At 70.1% G+C, this 20,370-nt stretch carries 22 protein-coding genes; 17 read left to right on the forward strand and 5 right to left on the reverse strand.

Translation table 11 applies throughout. From position 1 onward, the window contains the following. Positions 1-1,041: Ig-like domain-containing protein (locus tag A5712_RS29535; RefSeq protein ID WP_068114053.1), on the forward strand; the 1,041-nt coding region annotated here is incomplete at its 5' end. Here the strand turns inward: A5712_RS29535 and A5712_RS29540 are convergent. Further along, a complete protein-coding gene (locus A5712_RS29540; RefSeq protein ID WP_068114056.1) occupies positions 1,025-1,774 on the reverse strand; it encodes an SDR family oxidoreductase in 750 nt (249 codons plus the stop codon). The two genes, A5712_RS29535 and A5712_RS29540, sit on opposite strands and share 17 nt — an antisense overlap. 174 nt (positions 1,775-1,948) lie before the next feature. Between A5712_RS29540 and A5712_RS29545 the strand changes: the two genes are divergently transcribed. The 6 genes from A5712_RS29545 to regX all read left to right on the forward strand — a co-directional run bounded on the left by A5712_RS29545 (position 1,949) and on the right by regX (position 7,981). Beyond that, positions 1,949-3,259 carry an ROK family protein gene (locus A5712_RS29545; protein WP_068114060.1) on the forward strand — a complete coding sequence of 437 codons (1,311 nt, stop codon included), beginning with the start codon at positions 1,949-1,951 and terminating at the stop codon, positions 3,257-3,259. Between the two features lie 52 nt (positions 3,260-3,311). Then, positions 3,312-4,643: a D-inositol-3-phosphate glycosyltransferase gene (gene mshA / locus A5712_RS29550; protein ID WP_068114062.1), complete on the forward strand. Its 1,332-nt coding sequence runs from the start codon at positions 3,312-3,314 to the stop codon at positions 4,641-4,643. Further along, positions 4,640-5,155 carry a YbjN domain-containing protein gene (locus tag A5712_RS29555; RefSeq protein ID WP_066930865.1) on the forward strand — a complete coding sequence of 172 codons (516 nt, stop codon included), beginning with the start codon at positions 4,640-4,642 and terminating at the stop codon, positions 5,153-5,155. Before mshA ends, A5712_RS29555 begins: the two co-directional genes overlap by 4 nt. Positions 5,156-5,181: 26 nt before the next feature. Then, positions 5,182-5,931: a phosphoglyceromutase gene (locus tag A5712_RS29560; RefSeq protein ID WP_068114066.1), complete on the forward strand. Its 750-nt coding sequence runs from the start codon at positions 5,182-5,184 to the stop codon at positions 5,929-5,931. A gap of 149 nt (positions 5,932-6,080) precedes the next feature. After that, positions 6,081-7,301: a cell wall metabolism sensor histidine kinase WalK gene (locus A5712_RS29565; protein ID WP_142282078.1), complete on the forward strand. Its 1,221-nt coding sequence runs from the start codon at positions 6,081-6,083 to the stop codon at positions 7,299-7,301. Continuing rightward, positions 7,298-7,981 (forward strand): two-component sensory transduction protein RegX, encoded by a 684-nt coding sequence (gene regX, locus A5712_RS29570; RefSeq protein ID WP_046187060.1) that lies wholly within the window; start codon positions 7,298-7,300, stop codon positions 7,979-7,981. Before A5712_RS29565 ends, regX begins: the two co-directional genes overlap by 4 nt. A 102-nt stretch (positions 7,982-8,083) precedes the next feature. Here the strand turns inward: regX and A5712_RS29575 are convergent, their stop codons facing one another. From A5712_RS29575 to A5712_RS29585, 3 genes are read right to left on the reverse strand one after another with little or no spacing between them, the layout of a single operon-like run. Then, the gene (locus tag A5712_RS29575) at positions 8,084-9,940 is read right to left on the reverse strand and encodes a GMC family oxidoreductase (RefSeq protein WP_068114071.1); all 1,857 of its coding nucleotides are present in this window, start codon (positions 9,938-9,940) and stop codon (positions 8,084-8,086) included. After that, positions 9,937-10,266, reverse strand: a complete 330-nt coding sequence (locus A5712_RS29580) for a hypothetical protein (protein WP_068114074.1) — start codon at positions 10,264-10,266, stop codon at positions 9,937-9,939. Before A5712_RS29580 ends, A5712_RS29575 begins: the two co-directional genes overlap by 4 nt. Beyond that, positions 10,263-11,219 carry a hypothetical protein gene (locus A5712_RS29585; RefSeq protein WP_068114076.1) on the reverse strand — a complete coding sequence of 319 codons (957 nt, stop codon included), beginning with the start codon at positions 11,217-11,219 and terminating at the stop codon, positions 10,263-10,265. Before A5712_RS29585 ends, A5712_RS29580 begins: the two co-directional genes overlap by 4 nt. Positions 11,220-11,285: 66 nt before the next feature. On the opposite strand from A5712_RS29585, the gene A5712_RS29590 reads away from it, so the two are divergent. Next, positions 11,286-12,008, forward strand: a complete 723-nt coding sequence (locus A5712_RS29590) for a FadR/GntR family transcriptional regulator (protein ID WP_068114079.1) — start codon at positions 11,286-11,288, stop codon at positions 12,006-12,008. 12 nt (positions 12,009-12,020) lie between these two features. On the opposite strand, the gene A5712_RS29595 is transcribed toward A5712_RS29590, so the two are convergent. Then, the gene (locus tag A5712_RS29595; protein WP_068114081.1) at positions 12,021-12,806 is read right to left on the reverse strand and encodes a hypothetical protein; all 786 of its coding nucleotides are present in this window, start codon (positions 12,804-12,806) and stop codon (positions 12,021-12,023) included. Between the two features lie 95 nt (positions 12,807-12,901). On the opposite strand from A5712_RS29595, the gene A5712_RS29600 reads away from it, so the two are divergent. From A5712_RS29600 to A5712_RS29635, 9 genes are all read left to right on the forward strand, one after another. Next, positions 12,902-13,918, forward strand: a complete 1,017-nt coding sequence (locus tag A5712_RS29600; protein ID WP_068114082.1) for a Ppx/GppA phosphatase family protein — start codon at positions 12,902-12,904, stop codon at positions 13,916-13,918. Next, on the forward strand, positions 13,915-14,847 hold the full coding sequence (locus A5712_RS29605; RefSeq protein ID WP_068114085.1) for a hypothetical protein: 933 nt from the start codon (positions 13,915-13,917) through the stop codon (positions 14,845-14,847). The genes A5712_RS29600 and A5712_RS29605 overlap by 4 nt, the downstream gene beginning before the upstream one ends. A gap of 15 nt (positions 14,848-14,862) precedes the next feature. After that, the gene (locus A5712_RS29610) at positions 14,863-15,705 is read left to right on the forward strand and encodes a sugar phosphate isomerase/epimerase (protein ID WP_068114087.1); all 843 of its coding nucleotides are present in this window, start codon (positions 14,863-14,865) and stop codon (positions 15,703-15,705) included. A 25-nt stretch (positions 15,706-15,730) separates the two neighbouring features. Further along, positions 15,731-16,570 (forward strand): thioesterase family protein, encoded by an 840-nt coding sequence (locus A5712_RS29615; RefSeq protein ID WP_068114089.1) that lies wholly within the window; start codon positions 15,731-15,733, stop codon positions 16,568-16,570. A 27-nt stretch (positions 16,571-16,597) separates the two neighbouring features. Next, positions 16,598-17,470, forward strand: a complete 873-nt coding sequence (proC, locus tag A5712_RS29620; protein ID WP_197519534.1) for a pyrroline-5-carboxylate reductase — start codon at positions 16,598-16,600, stop codon at positions 17,468-17,470. A 140-nt stretch (positions 17,471-17,610) separates the two neighbouring features. Then, positions 17,611-17,868: a cell division/environmental response transcriptional regulator gene (locus tag A5712_RS29625; RefSeq protein ID WP_067152205.1), complete on the forward strand. Its 258-nt coding sequence runs from the start codon at positions 17,611-17,613 to the stop codon at positions 17,866-17,868. A gap of 127 nt (positions 17,869-17,995) precedes the next feature. Next, positions 17,996-18,097, forward strand: coding sequence for a 30S ribosomal protein bS22 (locus A5712_RS30580; RefSeq protein ID WP_003402602.1), 102 nt, complete (start codon positions 17,996-17,998; stop codon positions 18,095-18,097). A 72-nt stretch (positions 18,098-18,169) separates the two neighbouring features. After that, positions 18,170-19,285 carry an SDR family oxidoreductase gene (locus A5712_RS29630; protein ID WP_068114096.1) on the forward strand — a complete coding sequence of 372 codons (1,116 nt, stop codon included), beginning with the start codon at positions 18,170-18,172 and terminating at the stop codon, positions 19,283-19,285. Continuing rightward, positions 19,267-20,358 (forward strand): lysophospholipid acyltransferase family protein, encoded by a 1,092-nt coding sequence (locus tag A5712_RS29635; protein ID WP_068114098.1) that lies wholly within the window; start codon positions 19,267-19,269, stop codon positions 20,356-20,358. Before A5712_RS29630 ends, A5712_RS29635 begins: the two co-directional genes overlap by 19 nt. The last annotated feature ends 12 nt before the right edge of the window (positions 20,359-20,370 follow it).

The following is a 20,370-nucleotide window of genomic DNA, read 5'->3' on the forward strand; positions in this document are numbered from 1 at the left end:
GACCGCACCGTCTACACGACCACCGAGCCGCTGGGCTACGACTCGACCTACACCTGGAGCGGTTCGGCCGTCGGCCACAACGGCAAGGCGATCCCGATCACCGGCAAGTTCACCACCGTGACGCCGAGCAAGAAGATCGGCGGCGCCTTCCAGTTGGCCGACGGCCAGACCGTCGGGGTCGCCGCGCCGATCATCATCCAGTTCGACGCGCCGATCAGCGACAAGGCCTCCGTCGAGAAGGCACTCACCGTCACCACCACGCCCCCGGTCGAGGGCAGCTGGGCGTGGCTGCCCGACGAGGCGCAGGGGGCGCGCGTGCACTGGCGTCCGCGCGAGTACTACCCGGCGGGCACCACGGTCAACGTCGACGCCAAGCTGTACGGGCGGCCGTTCGGTGACGGCGCGTTCGGCGCCGACGACATCTCGCTGCACTTCCAGATCGGTCGCAAGCAGGTCGTCAAGGCCGAGGTCTCCTCGCACCGCATCCAGGTCGTCACCGACGCCGGCGTCATCATGGACTTCCCCTGCAGCTACGGCGAGGCCGACAAGGCGCGCAACGTCACCCGCAACGGCATCCACGTGGTCACCGAGAAGTACGCCGACTTCTACATGTCCAACCCGGCCGCGGGCTACTCCAACGCTCACGAGCGCTGGGCGGTGCGGATCTCCAACAACGGCGAGTTCATCCACGCCAACCCGATGAGCGCGGGCGCGCAGGGCAACAGCAACGTCACCAACGGCTGCATCAACCTGTCGACCTCCGACGCCGAGCAGTACTACCGCACCGCGATCTACGGCGACCCCGTCGAGGTGACCGGCAGCTCGATCCAGCTGTCCTACTCCGACGGTGACATCTGGGACTGGGCCGTGGACTGGGACACCTGGGTGGCGATGTCGGCGCTGCCGCCCCCGACGGCGCACCCGCCGGCCACGCAGATCCCGGTGACCGCGCCGGTCACCCCGTCGAACGCCCCGACGCTGTCGGGTACGCCCACTTCTTCTCCGACGACCACCACGCCTTCGCCTAGCCCTGGCGGTTGAACCGCGTCGCGCTGGCCTGGTCGCGCGGCTTCATGACGATCAGGTCGAGATCGACGTGCGACGGCCGCGAGGCGACGAACCCGACGACCTCGGCGACGTCGGCGGCCGTCAACGGCGTCAGCCCGGCATACACGGCGTCCGCGCGCTGTTGGTCGCCGTCGAAACGGACCAGCGAGAACTCGGTTTCGACCGCGCCCGGCGCAATCTCGGTGAGCCGCACCGGTTTTCCGAGTAGCTCACCGCGCAGCGTTCGGTGCAGCGCGCCCTGGGCGTGTTTGGCCGCCGTGTAGCCGGCGCCGCCGTCGTAGGTCTCCAGCGCCGCGACCGAGGTGACGGTGACGATCAGGCCGTCGCCGGAGTCGATCAGCTTGGGCAGCAGCGCGCGGGTGACGCGCAGCGTGCCCATCACGTTGGTCTCCCACATCCACCGCCAGTGCTCCAGGTCGGCCTCGGCGACGGGTTCGAGACCCCACGCGCCACCGGCGTTGTTGACCAACACGTCGACGCGTCCGAGCTTGTCGGCGAGCGCTTGTACCGCCGCATCGTCTGTGACGTCGGCCACAACGCCGGTCCCGCCGATTTCGTCGGCCAGCGCGTTGATCCGATCCGCGCGGCGCGCCACGGCGACCACGTGAAAGCCCAGGGCCGCAAGGGCTTTGGCGGTTGCCTCGCCGATCCCGGAGCTGGCGCCGGTGACCACCGCGACCCGCTGTTGCCCCCCTGCTGCGTTCATCGGAATAACTCTAATAAACGTGCTAAATTCTCGGGGTGCACCTCAGCGCCCTGTTCGACAACACCGCCGCGTGTCTTTGCGCGGCGAGTGCGTGTTGTTGCCGCGCACTTTGCCGCTCCTGACCTTTCAGGCGTGGCCGAAGCGGCCATTCGAACTCGGACAAAGGACTCTCTCGTGCGCACGACGACTCTCACCCACACCCATTCCCCCAGCCGCAAGGCCCCCTTCCGGTTGCACCGCCAGATCCTGCCCCCGGCGCTGCACATCTCCGACTCGGCCGCGGCTTCGGTCTTCCGGGCCGTCCGGTTGCGTGGCCCGGTCGGCCGTGACGTCATCGCCGGCGTCACGTCGCTGAGCATCGCCACCGTCAACCGCCAGGTCATCGCGCTGCTCGACGCCGGGCTGCTGCGCGAGCGCGCCGACCTGGCCGTATCCGGGGCCATCGGACGCCCACGCGTGCCGGTGGAGCTGAACCACGAACCGTTCGTGACGCTCGGCATCCACATCGGCGCGCGCACCACCAGCATCGTGGCGACCGACCTGTTCGGCCGCACGCTGGACACCGTCGAGACCCCGACGCCGCTCAGCGCCGCCGGGCCCGCGCTGGCGTCGCTGGCCGAGAGCGCCAGCCGGTACCTGAGGCGCTGGCACCGGCGCCGCCCGCTCTGGGTCGGGGTGGCGATCGGTGGCACCGTCGACAGCGCCAGCGGACACGTCGACCACCCCAGGCTGGGCTGGCGGCAGGCGCCGGTGGGCCCCGTGCTGGCCGACGCGCTCGGACTGCCCGTCTCGGTGGCCTCGCACGTCGACGCCATGGCCGGCGCCGAGCTGCTGCTCGGCCTGCGGCGATTCGCGCCGAGTTCGCCGACCAGCCTCTACGTCTACGCCCGCGAGACCGTCGGCTATGCGCTGGTGATCGGCGGGCGGGTGCACTGCCCGACCAGCGGCCCCGGCACCATCGCCGCGCTGCCCGCCCACTCCGAGTTGCTCGGCGGCGCCGGACAGCTGGAGTCCACCGTCAGCGACGAAGCGGTGCTGGCCGCCGCGCGGCGGCTCAAGATCCTTCCCGGCGTCGCCCCGGCGACCCGCATCAACGGGTCCGCGACCGCGATGACCGACCTGCTGCGGGTGGCTCGGGCCGGCAATCGGCAGGCCAGGGAGCTGCTGGCGGAGCGGGCCCGGGTCCTCGGCGAGGCGGTCGCCCTGCTGCGCGACATGCTGAACCCCGACGAGCTGGTGGTCGGTGGGCAGGCGTTCACCGAATACCCCGAGGCGATGGAGCACGTGGAGGCGGCGTTCGCCGCAAACTCGGTCCTGGCGCCGCGCGATATCCGCGTCACCGCGTTCGGCAACCGGGTGCAGGAGGCCGGGGCCGGGACGGTGTCGCTGGGTGGGCTGTACGCCGACCCGCTCGGGGCGATGCGGCGCGCCGGGGCGCTGGACGCCCGGCTGCGGGACGTCGCCGCCGACGAGACGTCCGCTTAGCGCGAACGGCGCGCTTGGGTCGGTTCGCGGCCCGTCCTGTAAAGATGAAGGGGTGCGGCACGACGACGTCCCCCGGCTGAACGGCCCGCGCCGGGTCGCAGTGTTGGCGGTGCACACCTCACCGCTGGCCCAGCCGGGGACCGGCGACGCCGGCGGCATGAACGTCTACGTGCTGCAAACCGCGCTGCACCTGGCCCGCCGCGGCATCGAGGTGGAGATCTTTACCCGGGCCACCGCGTCGGCCGATCCGCCGGTCGCCCACGTGGCGCCCGGCGTGCTGGTCCGCAACGTCGTGGCGGGGCCGTTCGAGGGCCTGGACAAGTATGACCTGCCGACCCAGCTGTGCGCGTTCGCCGCCGGGGTGCTGCGCGCCGAGGCGTCGCACGAGCCGGGCTACTACGACATCGTGCACTCCCACTACTGGCTGTCCGGGCAGGTCGGCTGGCTGGCCCGGGACCGCTGGGCGGTGCCGCTGGTGCACACCGCGCACACGCTCGCCGCGGTGAAAAACGCGGCCCTGGCCGACGGGGATGCGCCCGAGCCGCCGCTGCGCACGGTGGGGGAGCAGCAGGTCGTCGACGAGGCGGACCGGCTGATCGTCAACACCGAAGACGAAGCGCGGCAGTTGATTTCGATTCATCGCGCCGACCCGGCTCGCATCGACGTGGTCCACCCCGGAGTGGATCTGGACGTGTTCCGCCCGGGCGATCGCCGCGCCGCACGGGCCGCGCTCGGTCTCCCGCCCGAGGAGGACGTGGTGGCCTTCGTCGGCCGGATCCAGCCGCTGAAGGCGCCGGACATCGTGCTGCGCGCCGCCGCGAAATTGCCCGGGGTGCGCATCGTGGTGGCCGGCGGCCCGTCGGGCAGCGGTCTGGCCTCTCCCGACGGGCTGGTTCGGCTGGCCGGCGAACTCGGTATCACCGACCGGGTCACGTTCCTGCCGCCGCAGTCCCGCGCGGACCTCGCGACGTTGTTCCAGGCCGCCAATCTTGTTGCGGTGCCGAGCTATTCGGAGTCGTTTGGGCTCGTCGCCGTCGAGGCGCAGGCGTGTGGCACCCCGGTGGCGGCCGCCGCGGTCGGCGGCCTTCCGGTGGCCGTGCGCGACGGGATCTCCGGCGCGCTGGTGTCCGGGCACGACGTCGGCGACTGGGCGGACGCCCTGGATCGGCTGCTGCGCCTGCCCGCGCCGCAGGCCGACGCGATGGGCCGCGCGGCCGCCGCGCACGCCGCCACCTTCTCCTGGGAGAACACCACCGACGCGCTGCTGGCCAGCTATCGGCGCGCGATCGGCGACTTCACCGCCCTGCGCCAGCGCCGGTTTCGCGACCGGGCCTCGATGCGCAAGCCCCGCCGCTGGACGACGCGTCGCGGGGTGGACGCGTGAATACGACCGTGCAGGCCGTGATCGAGCACACGCTGCGGGCCAGCGGGCTGACCTACTCGGAATTCCCCGGCGCGCACGGCGGCCTGCCGGGCCTGGTGGTGGAGTTGCCCGGCGAGCGCAAGCTCAAGACCAACACCATCCTGAGCGTCGGCGAGCATTCGGTGCGCGTGGAGGCGTTCGTGTGCCGCAAGCCCGACGAGAACCATGAGGGCGTTTACCGGTTCCTCCTCAGGCGCAATCGCAGGTTGTACGGGGTCGCCTACACGCTGGACAACGTCGGCGACATCTACCTGGTGGGCCGCATGTCGCTGGCGTCGGTCGACGCCGACGAGATCGACCGGGTCCTTGGCCAGGTGCTCGAGGCGGTGGACTCGGACTTTAATACGTTGCTGGAGTTGGGTTTTCGCTCGTCGATCCAGAAAGAGTGGGAGTGGCGGGTGTCTCGCGGGGAGTCGCTGAAGAACCTGCAGGCGTTCGCGCATCTCATTGACGACGACGACTCCGACGACTGATAGCGCCGCGTGAGAGACTTTCCGGCATGGGAGACACTGCCACGCTGGTGCTGCTCCGCCACGGCGAGAGCGACTGGAATGCCCTCAACCTGTTCACCGGCTGGGTCGACGTCGGGCTGACCGAGAAGGGCCGGGCCGAGGCGGTCCGAAGCGGCGAGCTGATGACCGAACACGGCCTGCTGCCCGACGTGCTCTACACCTCGCTGCTGCGCCGCGCCATCACCACCGCGCACCTGGCGCTGGACACCGCCGACCGGCTGTGGATCCCGGTGCGGCGCAGCTGGCGGCTCAACGAACGCCATTACGGCGCGCTGCAGGGCCTGAACAAGGCCGAGACCAAGGAGCGCTACGGCGAGGAGCAGTTCATGACCTGGCGGCGCAGCTACGACACGCCGCCGCCGCCGATCGAACGGGGCAGCAAGTTCAGCCAGGACACCGACCCCCGCTACGCCAACATCGGCGGCGGGCCGCTGACCGAATGCCTCGCCGACGTGGTCACCCGTTTCCTGCCGTACTTCACCGACGTCATCGTCCCCGACCTGCGGACCGGCAAGACGGTGCTGATCGTCGCGCACGGCAACTCGCTGCGCGCCCTGGTCAAGTACCTCGACGACATGTCCGACGAGGAGATCGTCGGGCTGAACATCCCGACCGGGATTCCGCTGCGCTACGACCTGGACGCCGACATGCGCCCGGTGCTGCCGGGCGGGACCTACCTGGACCCGGAGGCGGCCGCGGCCGGCGCCGCCGCCGTTGCCAGCCAGGGGCGCGGCTGAGCTCCTCCGCGCCTACCAGCACCTTTTAAAGGCCCCTTTGCCAAACATCGCGTAAACGGCAGCGGAACACCTGTTGCGTAGGGTGTGACTTGTCCGATTTTGGCCGCGCTCCGCTAGGGCGGCGTTCACCAAATTTGTAGGATTTTGTTGTGACTGTGTTCTCGGCGCTGTTGCTGGCCGGGGTCTTGTCAGTGCTGGCACTGGCCGTGGGTGTTGCGGCCGGGGTCCGGCTGGCGCCGCGGGCGGTCGAGCGCCGTCAGCAATCCACCACCGAATGGACGGGCATCACCGTCGCGCAGATGCTGCAACGCATCGTCGCGCTGATGCCGCTGGGAGCCGCGGTGGTGGATTCGCATCGCGACGTCGTCTATCTCAACGACCGGGCCAGGGAATTGGGCCTGGTTCGGGATCGGCAGCTCGACGACCAGGCCTGGCAGGCCGCCCAGCAGGCGCTCACCGGCGTCGACGTCGAGTTCGACCTGCGGCCACCCAAACGCGCCGCGGGCCGCTCCGGCCTCTCGGTGCACGGGCAGGCGCGGTTGCTCAGCGAAGAGGACCGCCGGTTCGCGGTGGTTTTCGTCCACGACCAGTCCGACTACGCCCGGATGGAGGCCACCAGGCGCGATTTTGTGGCGAACGTCAGCCACGAGCTCAAGACCCCGGTGGGCGCCATGGCGCTGCTCGCCGAGGCCCTGCTGGCCTCCGCGGACGACTCGGAAACCGTTCGCCGGTTCGCCGAAAAGGTGCTCGTGGAGGCCAACCGGCTGGGGGACATGGTCGCCGAGCTGATCGAGCTGTCCCGGCTGCAAGGCGCCGACCCGTTGCCCAACGTCACCGACGTCGAAGTGGATACCGTTGTCTCCGAGGCGATTTCACGCCACAAGGTGGCCGCCGAGAACGCCGACATCGAGATTCGCACCGACGCGCCCAGCGGCCTGCGGGTGCTGGGCGACGAGACGCTGCTGGTGACCGCGCTGGCCAACCTGGTGTCCAACGCGATCGCCTATTCGCCCCCGGGCTCGCCGGTCTCGATCAGCCGTCGGCGCCGCGGCGACAACATCGAGATCGCCGTGACCGACCGCGGAATCGGGATCGCGCTGGAAGACCAGGAACGCGTCTTCGAGCGGTTCTTCCGCGGCGACAAGGCCCGCTCGCGGGCCACCGGCGGCAGCGGCCTGGGACTCGCGATCGTCAAACACGTTGCGGCCAACCACAACGGCAGCATCGGCGTGTGGAGCAAGCCGGGGACCGGATCGACGTTCACGCTGTCGATTCCGGCCTACCAGGACGGCGACGAGGAACCCGAGCAACCGCGGGGTCGTGAGGTGCGGCCCAATCGGTCACAACGAGAGGAAGAATTGAGTAGATGACGAGCGTGCTGATCGTGGAGGACGAGGAGTCGCTGGCCGACCCTCTGGCATTCCTCCTGCGCAAGGAGGGCTTCGAGGCCACGGTCGTGACCGATGGACCCGCAGCACTCGCCGAGTTCGATCGCGGCGGCGCCGACATTGTGCTGCTCGACCTGATGCTGCCGGGCATGTCCGGCACCGACGTGTGCAAGCAGCTGCGCGCCCGTTCCAGCGTGCCGGTGATCATGGTGACCGCCCGCGACAGCGAGATCGACAAGGTCGTCGGCCTCGAGCTGGGCGCCGATGACTATGTCACGAAACCCTATTCGGCGCGCGAACTGATCGCCCGGATCCGCGCGGTGCTGCGCCGCGGCGGCGACGACGACTCCGAGATCAGCGACGGCGTGCTGGAGTCCGGACCGGTCCGGATGGACGTCGAGCGCCACGTCGTCTCGGTCAACGGTGACACGATCACGTTGCCGCTGAAGGAATTCGACCTGCTCGAATACCTGATGCGCAACAGCGGGCGGGTGCTGACCCGCGGCCAGCTGATCGACCGGGTATGGGGTGCGGATTACGTCGGTGACACCAAGACACTCGACGTGCACGTCAAGCGCCTGCGCTCGAAGATCGAGGCCGACCCGGCCAACCCGGTGCACCTGGTCACGGTGCGCGGGTTGGGATACAAGCTCGAGGGCTAACCGCCCGCGTCGCCGCTCACCGCCACGAGTGTGTATTCAGGGCGGTCGAGTGTGTACTGCGGCGGGGATTGTGCGTTCAGGGCGCCCAGGATTCACACCGAATCATCGTGCGGCGCCGACGATTTCGTCGGCCACCCCCAGCGCCAGCGCCATGATCGACAGTTGCGGGTTCACCTCCGGGCAGCTGGGCAGGATCGACGCGTCGGCCACCCAGACGCCGTCCACGCCGCGCAGCCGCCCGCTTTCGTCGACCGGGCACAGCTGCGCGTCGGCGCCCGCGGCCGCCGTCCCCGTGGGATGGAAGGCCGCCAGGTGCAGGCTTCGGGCGTCGCTTCGCGCCAGCGCGTCGCGCAGCGCGGGCAGCGACGCCGCGGTCGGCGCGCCGGGCAGGCCGGTGAGCACCTCGACGGCGCCCGCGGTGAACAGCAGCCGGCCCATCGCCTCGATCGCAACCATCAGCTTGGCGGCGTCGGTCCGGGTGAGGTTGTAGCGCACCAGCGTCTCGCCGCGCACCGAGGACACCGAGCCGACGCCCCGATCGGCCACCATCGCCCCGAGCGTCGCGACCTGGGGCGCGCGGTCCAGCCAGCCGAGCAGCTCGGCGCCGTAACCGGGGTAGACCATCGAGCCCATCCCCGGCGGCGTGGAGGTCGCTTCGATCAGCACGCCGTGGGACTCGTGGAACTCGTGGACGGCCGCGCTCTGCAGCACCCCGTGCCAGGCGACGACGTCGTCGTCGAACCGCCCGGCCAGCATCATCGCCGGGTGCAGCGCGAGGTTTCGGCCGAGGCGGGGGTGCACGCCAAAACCGCTGCGCCGCAACAGGCCCGGCGTCTCGGTGGCCCCGGCGGCGACGACGACGGTGTCGGCAAGGACGTCCAGCGCGGTGCCGTCGGGCCGGCGGGCCCGCACGCCGCGGGCGCGTCCGTGCCGGTGCAGCACCCGCTCGACGCGGGCGTGCGAGATGATCCGCGCACCCGCGGCACACGCCTGCGGCAACGCGTTGAGGTGCACGCCGAACTTGGCGTTTCGCGGGCAGCCGATCGCGCACTGGCAACAGCCTTCGCAGCCCGGTGCGTTGCGCGGGATCGGCGCCGCGCGCCAGCCCAGCGTCGTCGCGGCGTCCAGCAGCAGCCGCCCGTTGCGGCCCATGATCTCCAGCGGCACCGGCGCCACCCGCAGCGTGCGCTCGACGTCGTCGAGGCGTTCGGCCAGCCGGTCCGGATCGGCGAGGCGCAGGCCGAAGTCCGCGCTCCAGCGCCGCACCACGTCGGGCGGCGGCCGGTAACAGGTGCCGGAGTTCACCACGGTGGTGCCGCCGACCGCCCGACCGATGGGCAGCACCACCGACGGACGTCCGAGTGCGACGGTGGCCCCGGCGCCGCGGTACAGGCCGGCGTAGCGGTCGATCGGGTGGGTGCTGCGGAACTCCTCGACCGTCCAGCGGCGTCCCTCCTCGAGCACGACGGTGTCGAGGCCGGCCCGCGCCAGGGTGCGGGCCACCATCGCGCCGCCGGCGCCGGACCCCACGATGACGGCGTCGGCGGCGACGATGGAGGGGCTCTCGGTCGACGGGGTGATGGTCAACGGCGCATCGGAACGCGCGATGTCATGGCGCTGGGCGCGCGAAAGCAGTTCCGGCGCATAGGTTTCCGCACCGTTGGCGAGCAACACGACCGCCTTCATCGCCTCGACCGCCGCGCCGGCGTCGGGGCCGAGCGCCGCGACCCGCCGCAGCACCCGGTCCCGTTGGCCGGCGTCGAGCCGCGACAGTGATCGGCCGCTGGTGAGGTAGCTGGCCGCGGCGACCGAGAGCAGTCCGGCCCGCACGGCCCACCGAGAGGTCGCGGGCAGCCGGTTCAGGTAGCGGTCGACGCGCTCGGCGAGCTGGGCCGGTGCCGGGCCGCCGGACTCCTCGGGGAGCAGCGCGGCGCCGAACGACGCGGCGAGACGGCTCATATGATTCGCCCGAGCCGGCGCCCCAACTTGATGAAGAACGGATAGGTGGCGAAGATGGCACCCGCCGCCGCGTGCAGCGGCCAGCCCGCCCGCGCCGTGTCGACGCCGAAAACGCCGCTGTTCCACATGAAGTCGCGCCCGTTGCGGGCGCGGAAGGGCCGCCACAGCACTCCGAGGCCGGGCACGTTGTTGTAGAGCCCGAACGAGCCGCCGAAGAAGACCCCGAGGGTGGCAGCCTCGGCCAGATCGCGGCGGTCGGAGGGAAGTTGCCGCTCGATGAGCACTCCGGCGGCAAAGAGCAGGGGCGGGTCGAGAGCAAAACTCACGTGGGGATCCTTTCGTTGATCTCCGGTGCGTCGGCGCCGCGCAGCCCGACCTCGGCATGCCCGGTTCCCAGCACCGACCAGTGCCGGTCGTCGACCTCGATGTGGATGTCGGCCTGCTCGGTGTTCGTGCACACCGCGCGGCCGCCGTCGGGGTCCGTGTAGCCCAGGCTCACGCACCTTTCGGGGGGTTGGTCGACCCGGATGAGCACCCGGCGAGCGCCGATGCGCCCCTCCAGCTGCCAGTGCCGCACGCCCAGCGTCGTTCGCATCCGCAGCGACGGCAACGGGCTTGTGGGCCAATCTTTTCCGTCAATGCGGAAGCGGACGAACGCCATCGGCGCGAGCCTGCGCAGCCCCGGTTTGTGCGAGACGGCCGTGACCGCTTCCATGACGTCGCCGTTGCCGAGGTCGGCGTGAATCCATCCCCAGCGCCGGGCGTTGCCGTGCCCGTAGATGTGGGCGACGCCGCCGCGCCAGCCGTCGACGTTTACCGCGGCCTCGGCGACGGTCAATGACCCGGCGAACTCGGCGGTCGGCGCCAGGACGACCTGGGCGCCCGGCAAGAGTTCGCGCTCCCAGGCCGCGCGGGGGAACGTCCACAGCGGCGTGCCGGCGTCCTTCCACGACAGCTCCCACGCCAGCGATCCGGCGGTGCCGGCCAGCCTTTCGTGCGACGCGCGCACCCCGGCCGCGTCGAACCAGGCGGCTCCCGCCGCGGGCGATGTGGGTTCGGGGCCGAACCGCTCGGTGCGCGGCGGGCCCTCGGGTGGGAACCAGGTCGTCCAGCCGTGCGCGTAGGGGGCGTCCGCCGCGTGCAGCGGGGCCACCGTCTCGCAGTGGATCCACAGCCCGGCGTGGGTCGCCGGGTCCGACAGGGTGGCGTACCAGACTTCCAGGCGGCCGGCCTTGCCCCGCCAGCGCGGGGCCGCGGCCGATCGCATCTCGTCGTCCATGTGCTCACCTCCGATCGGGATGCTTGATGCCTCACACCCGGTTGGTCCACTATATTGGTTGAGCCAATGAACCAGTCAAGTGCGCTGCAGCCGCCGGATCGACAGCGGGTCGACGAACAGATCGCCGCGTCGATCGCCGATGCCATCCTTGACGGCGCCTTTCCGCCCGGATCCTTGCTGCCGCCCGAGCGGGAGCTGGCCGAGCAGCTCAACGTGAACCGCACCTCGCTCCGGTTGGGCCTGGCCCGTTTGCAGCAGATGGGGCTCATCGAGGCGCGGCACGGCAGCGGCAACGTGGTGCGCGACCCCGAGGCGCTCACCCACCCCGCGGTGGTGGAGGCGCTGGTCCGCAGGCTCGGCCCGGAGTTTTTGGCCGAACTGTTGGAGATCCGGGCCGCGCTGGGCCCGTTGATCGGCCGGTTGGCCGCGCAGCGGGGAGCGCCGGAGGATGCCGAGGCGCTGCGCGCCGCGCTGACGGCGGTGGTCGACGCCGAGGGGGCCGCGGCGCTGCAGGCCGCCGACGTCGCCTATTTCCGGGTGCTCATCCACGGCAGCCGCAACCGCGCGCTGGGTTTGATGTATCGCTGGGTGGAGCACGCGTTCGGCGGCCGCGAGCACGAGCTCACCGCCGCCTATGAGGACGCGGCCCCGGTGGTGGCCGACCTGAGGACGATCACCGACGCGGTGCTGGCGCGCGACGCCGAGGCGGCCGCCGCGGCGGTCGAGGGCTACCTAAACGCGAGCGCGCTGCGAATGGTGTTGGCGTACAGGAAAACTCACGAGGCCTGAGCCGGGCCCGGGCTACTCGGCGACCCGGGTGGCCGGGTGCACCGCGATGAGCCCTAACTTGCTGCGCCGCTTGCACATTGCCGCCAGCTCGGCGTAGGCCTTGTTCCCCAGCAGCTCCGTGAGCTCGTCGGCCATGCTCTCCCAGACCTGCTTGGCGCCGACGTGGGCGCCCGGATCGCCGGTGCAATACCAGTGCAGGTCCGCGCCGCCGGAGCCCCAGCCGCGGCGATCGTATTCGGTGACCCAGGTTTTGAGGATTTCGGTGCCGTCGGGCAGGGTCACCCACTCCTGGCTGCGCCGGATGGGCAGCTGCCAGCAGACGTCGGGCTTCATGGTCAGCGGCGCCACGCCCAGCTTGAGGGCCTTGGTGTGCAGGGCGCATCCCGCGCCGCCGGCGAAGCCGGGCCGGTTCAGGAAGATGCAGGCGTCCTTGTGCTTGCGGGTGCGGTACTGGGGCTGGCCGTCGTGCTCGTCGAGCTCCAGATAACCCTTGCGGCCCAAGCCCTTTTCGCGGAACTGCCAATCGTCGTCGGTCAGCGTCTTGACCGCATCGTCGAGCCGCGCGCGGTCGTCGTCGTCGGACAGGAACGCGCCGTGCGAGCAGCACCCGTCGTCCGGGCGGCCCTCGACCGTGCCGCGGCAGGCCGGGGTGCCGAACACACACGTCCAGCGCGACAGCAGCCAGGTCATGTCGGCCGCGATCAGGTGCTCGGGGTTGTCCGGGTCGTAGAACTCCACCCATTCACGGGCGAAGTCCAATTCGACCTCTTGACCCGGTTGCGGGTGCGGATCTGCCATTTGGTCAACGTTAGTCCACGATTCCGCCTGGTGACGCCGCTGACACACGGCCGCCCTCCGCGGCGCACCCCCTGCAGCGCGACTAGGTTGTTTCTGTGCGGTTAGGTGTGCTCGACGTGGGCAGCAACACAGTCCATCTGTTGGTGGTTGACGCCCACCGCGGTGGGCATCCGACACCCATGAGTTCGACGAAGGCCACCCTGCGGCTCTCCGAGTCCATCGACAGCTCGGGAAAGATCACCAAGCGCGGCGCCGACAAGTTGGTCTCGACGATCGAGGAGTTCGCCAAGATCGCGGACAGTTCCGGCTGCGAGGAGTTGATGGCCTTCGCCACATCGGCGGTCCGCGACGCCGAGAATTCCGACGACGTGCTGTCCCGGGTGCGCAAGGAGGCCGGCGTCGAGCTGGAGGTGCTGCGCGGCGTCGACGAGTCGCGGCTGACGTTCCTGGCGGTGCGCCGCTGGTACGGCTGGAGCGCCGGGCGAATCATCAACCTCGACATCGGCGGGGGCTCGCTGGAGATGTCCAGCGGTGTCGACGAGGAGCCCGAGGTCGCGCTGTCGTTGCCGCTGGGCGCGGGGCGGTTGACCCGCGAATGGCTGCCCGACGACCCGCCCGGGCGGCGGCGCGTGGCGATGCTGCGCGACTGGCTGGATGCCGAGCTCGCGGAAGCCTGCGAGACGGTGCTGGACGCCGGCGCCCCCGATCTCGCGGTCGCCACGTCGAAGACGTTTCGTTCGCTGGCACGCCTCACCGGGGCGGCGCCGTCGGCGGCCGGGCCGCGGGTGAAGCGGACGCTGACAGCAAACGGCCTCAGACAACTCATATCTTTCATCTCTAGGATGACGACCGCTGACCGGGCTGAATTGGAAGGAGTGAGCGCCGAGCGGGCACCCCAGATCGTGGCGGGCGCCCTGGTGGCCGAGGCGAGTATGCGAGTGCTGTCGATCGAAGAGGTGGACATTTGCCCGTGGGCGTTGCGGGAGGGTCTCATCTTGCGAAAACTCGACAGCGAGGCGGACGGAACTGCACTCGTCGATGCTTCGGTGCGCGATGCTGGAAGTCAGAAAGCTGATCGGAACGCCAACCGATCGAAGGGCGACAAATCATGAGCGGACCGCAGTCCGAGACCGAGAGCCCTGGCACTCGGCCGATCTCGGTGGCCGAACTCCTGGCCAGGAATGGAACGATCGGCGAACCGTCGGTCACCCGGCGGCGCCGCCGTCGGCGCGGCGACAGCGACGCGGTCACCGTCGCCGAACTGACCGGCGAGATCCCCGTCATCCGTGACGACGAACCTCCGGCCAACGCAACAGTCCAGACCGCCGAGCAGGTCACCGAGGATCAGCCCAAAGCCCCGTACTGGTCCGAACCCGAGCCGCGCTGGCCCAAGTCGCCGCCCCAGCCGCAACGGCTGACGGGGCCCGAGCGCAGCGAATACCCACGACCCCTGCGGCACGCCGACGCGCCCGCCGACCGGTCCGGCCAGTCCGGCGCCGAGGGCATGAGCCCCGACCCGGTCGACCATTACTCCGACATCCCGGTGGACGTGATGGACTCCGAGGTGCGCGAGGCCGAGCCGGCGTCCGAAGATTCCGCCTACGTGCGCTCCTACCTGCAGTCGGATTCCACGCTGTTCGGCGGGCAGACGCTGGCCGACGAGGTCGCCCGGCGCCGCGGCGCCGAGCGGGGCGCGGACGCGCTCGCCGAAGAAGAACGCGGCGACGACCACCTGGGCGTCGAGGCCGAGCACGCGCACGAGGCGCCCGGCAGGCTGCAGGCGTTGTGGCGCGGAACGCTGATCGTGTTGCAGTCGATGTTGGCCGTCGCGTTCGGCGCCGGGCTGTTCGTCGCGTTCGACGAGCTGTGGCGCTGGAACAGCATCGTGGCTTTGGTGCTTACGGTGCTGGTCATTCTCGGCCTGGTGGTGGGGGTCCGGGTGGTCCGCAAGACCGAGGACATCGCCAGCAGCCTGATCGCCATCGCGGTCGGGGTGCTGATCACGCTGGGGCCGTTGGCGCTGTCGTTGCAGTCGGGCTAGGCGCCACCACCGACAGTGCGCCCAGCCATAAAAGTCGGCCTATCGACGGCCTCGGTCTACCCGTTGCGGGCCGAGGCCGCCTTCGAATACGCGGACAGGCTGGGGTACGACGGCGTCGAGCTGATGGTCTGGAGCGAATCGGTCAGCCAGGACATCGCCGCGGTCAAGAAGCTGTCCCGGCGCTATCGCGTGCCGGTGCTGTCCGTGCACGCGCCCTGCCTGCTGATCTCGCAGCGGGTGTGGGGCGCCAACCCGATCCCCAAGCTGGACCGCAGCGTGCGGGCCGCCGAAGAGCTCGACGCCCAGACCGTCGTCGTGCATCCGCCGTTCCGCTGGCAGCGGCGTTACGCGGAGGGGTTCAGCGAACAGGTCGCGTCGCTGGAGGCGTCCAGCGACGTCAAGGTCGCCGTGGAGAACATGTTCCCGTTCCGGGCCGACCGGTTCTTCGGCGCCGGCCAGTCGCTGGAACGGATGCGCCGGCGGGGCGGCGGACCGGGCCCGGCGATCTCGGCGTTCGCGCCGTCCTACGACCCGCTGGACGGCAACCACTCGAATTACACGCTCGACCTGTCCCACACGGCGACCGCGGGCACCGATTCGCTGGACATGGCCCAGCGGATGGGCGAGGGCCTGACCCACCTGCACCTGTGCGACGGCAGCGGCCTGCCGGCCGACGAGCACCTGGTGCCCGGGCGCGGCACGCAACCGACCGCCGAGGTGTGCCAGATGCTGGCCGGCGGCCGCTTCGCCGGCCACGTGATCTTGGAAGTGTCGACGTCCAGCGCGCGTTCGGCGCACGAGCGGGAAGCCATGCTTCTCGAGTCACTGCAGTTCGCGCGCACCCACCTGATGCGGTGATCCGCGACCGACCACCCAGGAGAACATGAACGCCTTATTCACCACCGCGATGACATTGCGGGAGGCCGGCCCCGGCGTGTACGAGGGGGAGCTCGACAAGCATTGGACCATCGGCCCCAAGGTGCACGGCGGCGCGATGCTGGCGTTGTGCGCCAACGCCGCACGGACCGCGGGCGGCCGTGACCCCGACGGCCCCGAACGGGCCATGCAACCGGTGGCCGTGTCCGCGAGCTTCCTGTGGGCGCCCGACCCGGGGCCCATGCGGCTGCTGACCTCCTTCCGCAAGCGCGGCCGGCGGATCAGCGTCGTCGACGTCGAGCTCATGCAGGGCGAGCGCACCGCGGTGCACGCCGTGGTCAACCTCGGCCAGCCCGAGCACTTTCCCCCCGACGGCTCGCACGCGCCGCTGCTGTCGGCCAACCCGGTCCTGAACCTGATGGCACCCGAACCGCCCGACGACGCCGAGCCGATCGGCCCGGGCCACCCGCTGGCCGGCCTGGTGCACCTGGGCGAGGGCTGCGACGTGCGACCGCTGCTCTCCACGATGCGCCCCCGCAACGGCCACCCGCCGGTGATCCAAATGTGGGCGCGCCCCCGCGACGTCGCCCCGGACGCGCTGTTCGCGCTGATGTGCGGGGATCTGTCGGCGCCGGTGACGTTCGCCGTGGACCGCACCGGCTGGGCGCCCACCATCCAGCTGACGGCCTTCCTGCGCGCCCTGCCCGCCGACGGCTGGCTGCGAATCATCGCCACCTGCGTGGAGATCGGGCACGACTGGTTCGACGAGGACCACATCGTCGTCGACCAGCTCGGCCGCCTGGTGGTGCAGGCGCGCCAGCTGGCGTTGGTCCCTGCCGCTCGCTAGCGCCCGCTGTCTGGAATGCTTTCTCCCATGGCGAGAATCGCGATCATCGGCGGCGGCAGCATCGGCGAGGCGCTGCTGTCGGGCCTGCTGCGGGCCGGCCGGCAGGTCAAGGACCTGGTGGTGGCCGAGCGAGTGCCCGAGCGCGCCAAGTACCTGGCGGACACCTATTCGGTGCGGCTGGCGTCGGTCGCGGAGGCGGTGGACTATGCGACCTTCGTTGTCGTCGCGGTCAAGCCGGCCGACGTCGAGACGGTGCTCGGGGAGTTGGTCCGGGCGGCCGGCGCGGCCGAGACGGACAGCGCCGAGCAGGTGTTCGTCACCGTCGCCGCCGGCATCACGATCACCTACTTCGAATCCAAGCTGCCGGCCGGGACGCCGGTGGTCCGCGCGATGCCGAACGCCGCGGCGTTGGTGGGCGCGGGGGTGACCGCGCTGGCCAGGGGGCGCTTCGTCACCGAACCCCAGCTCGCCGAGGTGTCGGCGCTGTTCGACTCCGTCGGCGGGGTGTTGACCGTTCCGGAATCCCAGATGGATGCCGTGACGGCGCTGTCCGGCTCCGGTCCGGCGTATTTCTTCCTGATGGTCGAGGCCCTGGTGGACGCGGGCGTTGCGGCGGGTCTGAGCCGCCAGGTCGCCACCGACCTGACCGCGCAGACGATGGCCGGTTCGGCGGCGATGCTGCTCGAGCGGATGGATGCCGAGCGCGCCATCGAGGGCGAGCCGCCGGGCATGCGGGCGGACGCGTCGGCGGCGCAGCTGCGCGCGACGGTCACCTCGCCCGGTGGCACCACCGCCGCTGCGCTGCGCGAACTGGAGCGAGGGGGATTGCGGGTGGCCGTCGACGCCGCCGTCCAGGCCGCGAAAAGGCGCTCTGAGCAGCTAAGAATTACATCGGAATAATTTGAGATTTCCGGATTGATTGTCCCTCACCAGTACCATTAACCCCACTAGTCCCGCTATTCTCCTCTTTGTATGCACGTGTGGGTGCCAGCGGAGGGGAAGCCGCTGGCATTGCGCGAGCCTGACACGATTGGGTTGCGATGACGTCTACGAACGGGCCATCGGCGCGAGATTCCGCTGCTAAGGGGCGGGACTCCGGTTCCGCTGATGGCCAGCAGGCCAGGACACAGTTTCTTACCGTCGCCGAGGTGGCAGCGCTGATGCGCGTCTCCAAGATGACGGTGTACCGGCTGGTGCACAACGGCGAGTTGCCGGCCGTCCGGGTGGGCCGGTCCTTCCGCGTGCACGCCAAGGCCGTCCACGACATGCTGGAGACTTCGTACTTCGACGCGGGCTGAGCTGGGACTGCCGCGCGGGCCGTCGAGACGTCACGCGGTCGCCGGTTTGGTGTTCGGTGCTGCGGGCCGGGTAAAGTGGCGGGGTCTTTTGGTCATGTGAGCAGTCCCCGGTCAGATAGCGGAGTTCATGGGTTCAGTAATCAAGAAGCGGCGCAAGCGAATGTCGAAGAAGAAGCACCGCAAGCTGCTGCGTCGCACCCGGGTGCAGCGCAGAAAACTCGGCAAGTAAGCGCTAGCCGGCCCAGGTCGACCGTCACGCCGCCTTAACGCCGTCGTCGCGCCAGCCCGTTAGGCTGTTTGAGTGGATCAGTCGAGCGGGGAAGGTGCCGGCACGAGCGGCACCGTGCACTACCCCAAAGTTGTGCTGGTTACCGGTGCATGCCGGTTTCTGGGCGGCTACCTGACCGCGCGCCTCGCCCAGAACCCGTTGATCAAAGGGGTCATCGCGGTGGACGCGATCGCCCCCAGCAAGGACATGCTGCGCCGCATGGGGCGCGCCGAGTTCGTCCGTGCCGACATTCGCAATCCCTTCATTGCCAAGGTGATTCGCAATGGCGACGTCGACACGGTGGTGCACGCCGCGGCGGCGTCCTACGCGCCCCGAGCCGGCGGCAGTGCGGCGCTGAAGGAAATCAACGTGATGGGCGCGATGCAACTTTTCGCGGCCTGCCAGAAGGCGCCCTCGGTGCGCCGCGTGGTGCTGAAGTCGACCTCCGAGGTATACGGGTCCACGGCGCACGACCCGGTGATGTTCACCGAGGACAGCAGCAGCCGCCGGCCCTTCCGCGACGGGTTCGCCAAGGACAGCCTCGACATCGAGGGCTACGTGCGCGGGCTGGGCCGGCGCCGGCCCGACATCGCGGTGACGATTCTGCGGCTGGCCAACATGATCGGTCCGGCGATGGACACGACGCTGTCGCGGTATCTGGCCGGCCCGTTGGTCCCGACGATGTTCGGCCGGGACGCGCGTTTGCAGCTGCTGCACGAGCAGGACGCGCTGGGCGCGCTGGAGCGCGCCGCGATGGCGGGCAAGGCCGGCACGTTCAACATCGGCGCGGACGGCATCATCATGCTGTCGCAGGCCATCCGCCGGGCCGGCCGAATCCCGGTGCCAGTTCCCGGTTTTGGGGTGTGGGCGCTGGATTCGCTGAGACGGGCTAATCGCTATACCGAAATCACGCGGGATCAATTCAATTATCTGAGTTACGGCCGCGTCATGGACACCACACGAATGCGCACGGAGCTCGGCTTCCAGCCGAAATGGACGACGGCCGAGGCGTTTGACGATTACGTCCGCGGCCGTGGCTTGACTCCCATAATCGACCCCGATCGGGTACGCTCCCTGGAGGGTCGCGCCATAGCGTTAGCGCAGCGCTGGGGAAGCCGAAATGCAATTCCATGGGGTGGGGGCAGGTAGGTATCGTGGCGGGCGAAACCAGAGCGAACGTCATTCCACTGCATACAAATAGGGGTCGGGTAGCGGCTCGCCGGAGAGCCGATCAGAGGGCGGACTCGTCCCGTCAACACCCGTCAATGCTCGCCGATCCGCGGGGCCGCGCATCTGCCGAACAAATCGCCGCGGTCGTCCGCGAGATCGACGAACATCGCCGCGCGGCGAGCGCGACGTCAACCGCCGAGGCGCCGCTCAACGATCTTGCGCAACGGGTCGCCGCGGTAGCCGGCTTCCTGCGGCAGCGGCTCACCGGCGACTACACCGTCGACGAGTTCGGGTTCGATCCGCACTTCAACAGCGCCATCGTTCGGCCTTTGCTGAGGTTCTTCTTCCGGTCCTGGTTCCGGGTCGAGGTCAGCGGCATCGAGAACCTGCCGAGCGAGGGCGCCGCGCTGGTGGTGGCCAACCACGCCGGGGTGTTGCCGTTCGACGGGCTGATGCTGTCGGTGGCGGTGCACGACGAACATCCGGCGCAGCGTGACTTGCGGCTGCTGGCCGCCGACATGGTGTTCGACCTGCCCGTGGTCGGCGAAGCCGCCCGCAAGGCGGGCCACACCATGGCCTGCACGACGGACGCGCACCGCCTGCTGGCGGCGGGAGAGCTGACCGCCGTCTTCCCGGAGGGTTACAAGGGGCTGGGCAAGCGCTTCGAGGACCGCTACCGCCTGCAGCGGTTCGGCCGGGGCGGCTTCGTGACGGCGGCGCTGCGTACCAAGGCCCCGATCATCCCGTGCTCGATCGTCGGGTCCGAAGAGATCTACCCGATGCTCACCGACGTCAAGCTGCTGGCGCGGCTGTTCGGGCTGCCCTATTTCCCGATCACCCCGCTGTTCCCGTTGGCCGGGCCCGCGGGCCTGGTGCCGCTGCCGTCGAAGTGGCGCATCGCGTTCGGCGAGCCGATCTACACGAACGACTACGCCGCCTCCGACGCAGAGGACCCGATGGTCACCTTCGAGCTGACCGACCAGGTGCGCGAGACGATCCAGCAGACGCTGTACCGCCTACTCGCCGGCCGCCGCAACATCTTCTTCGGCTAGCGCCCGTCGCGG

The sequence above is a fragment of the Mycobacterium sp. E2327 genome (genome assembly GCF_001672675.1).
Taxonomy (GTDB): domain Bacteria; phylum Actinomycetota; class Actinomycetes; order Mycobacteriales; family Mycobacteriaceae; genus Mycobacterium.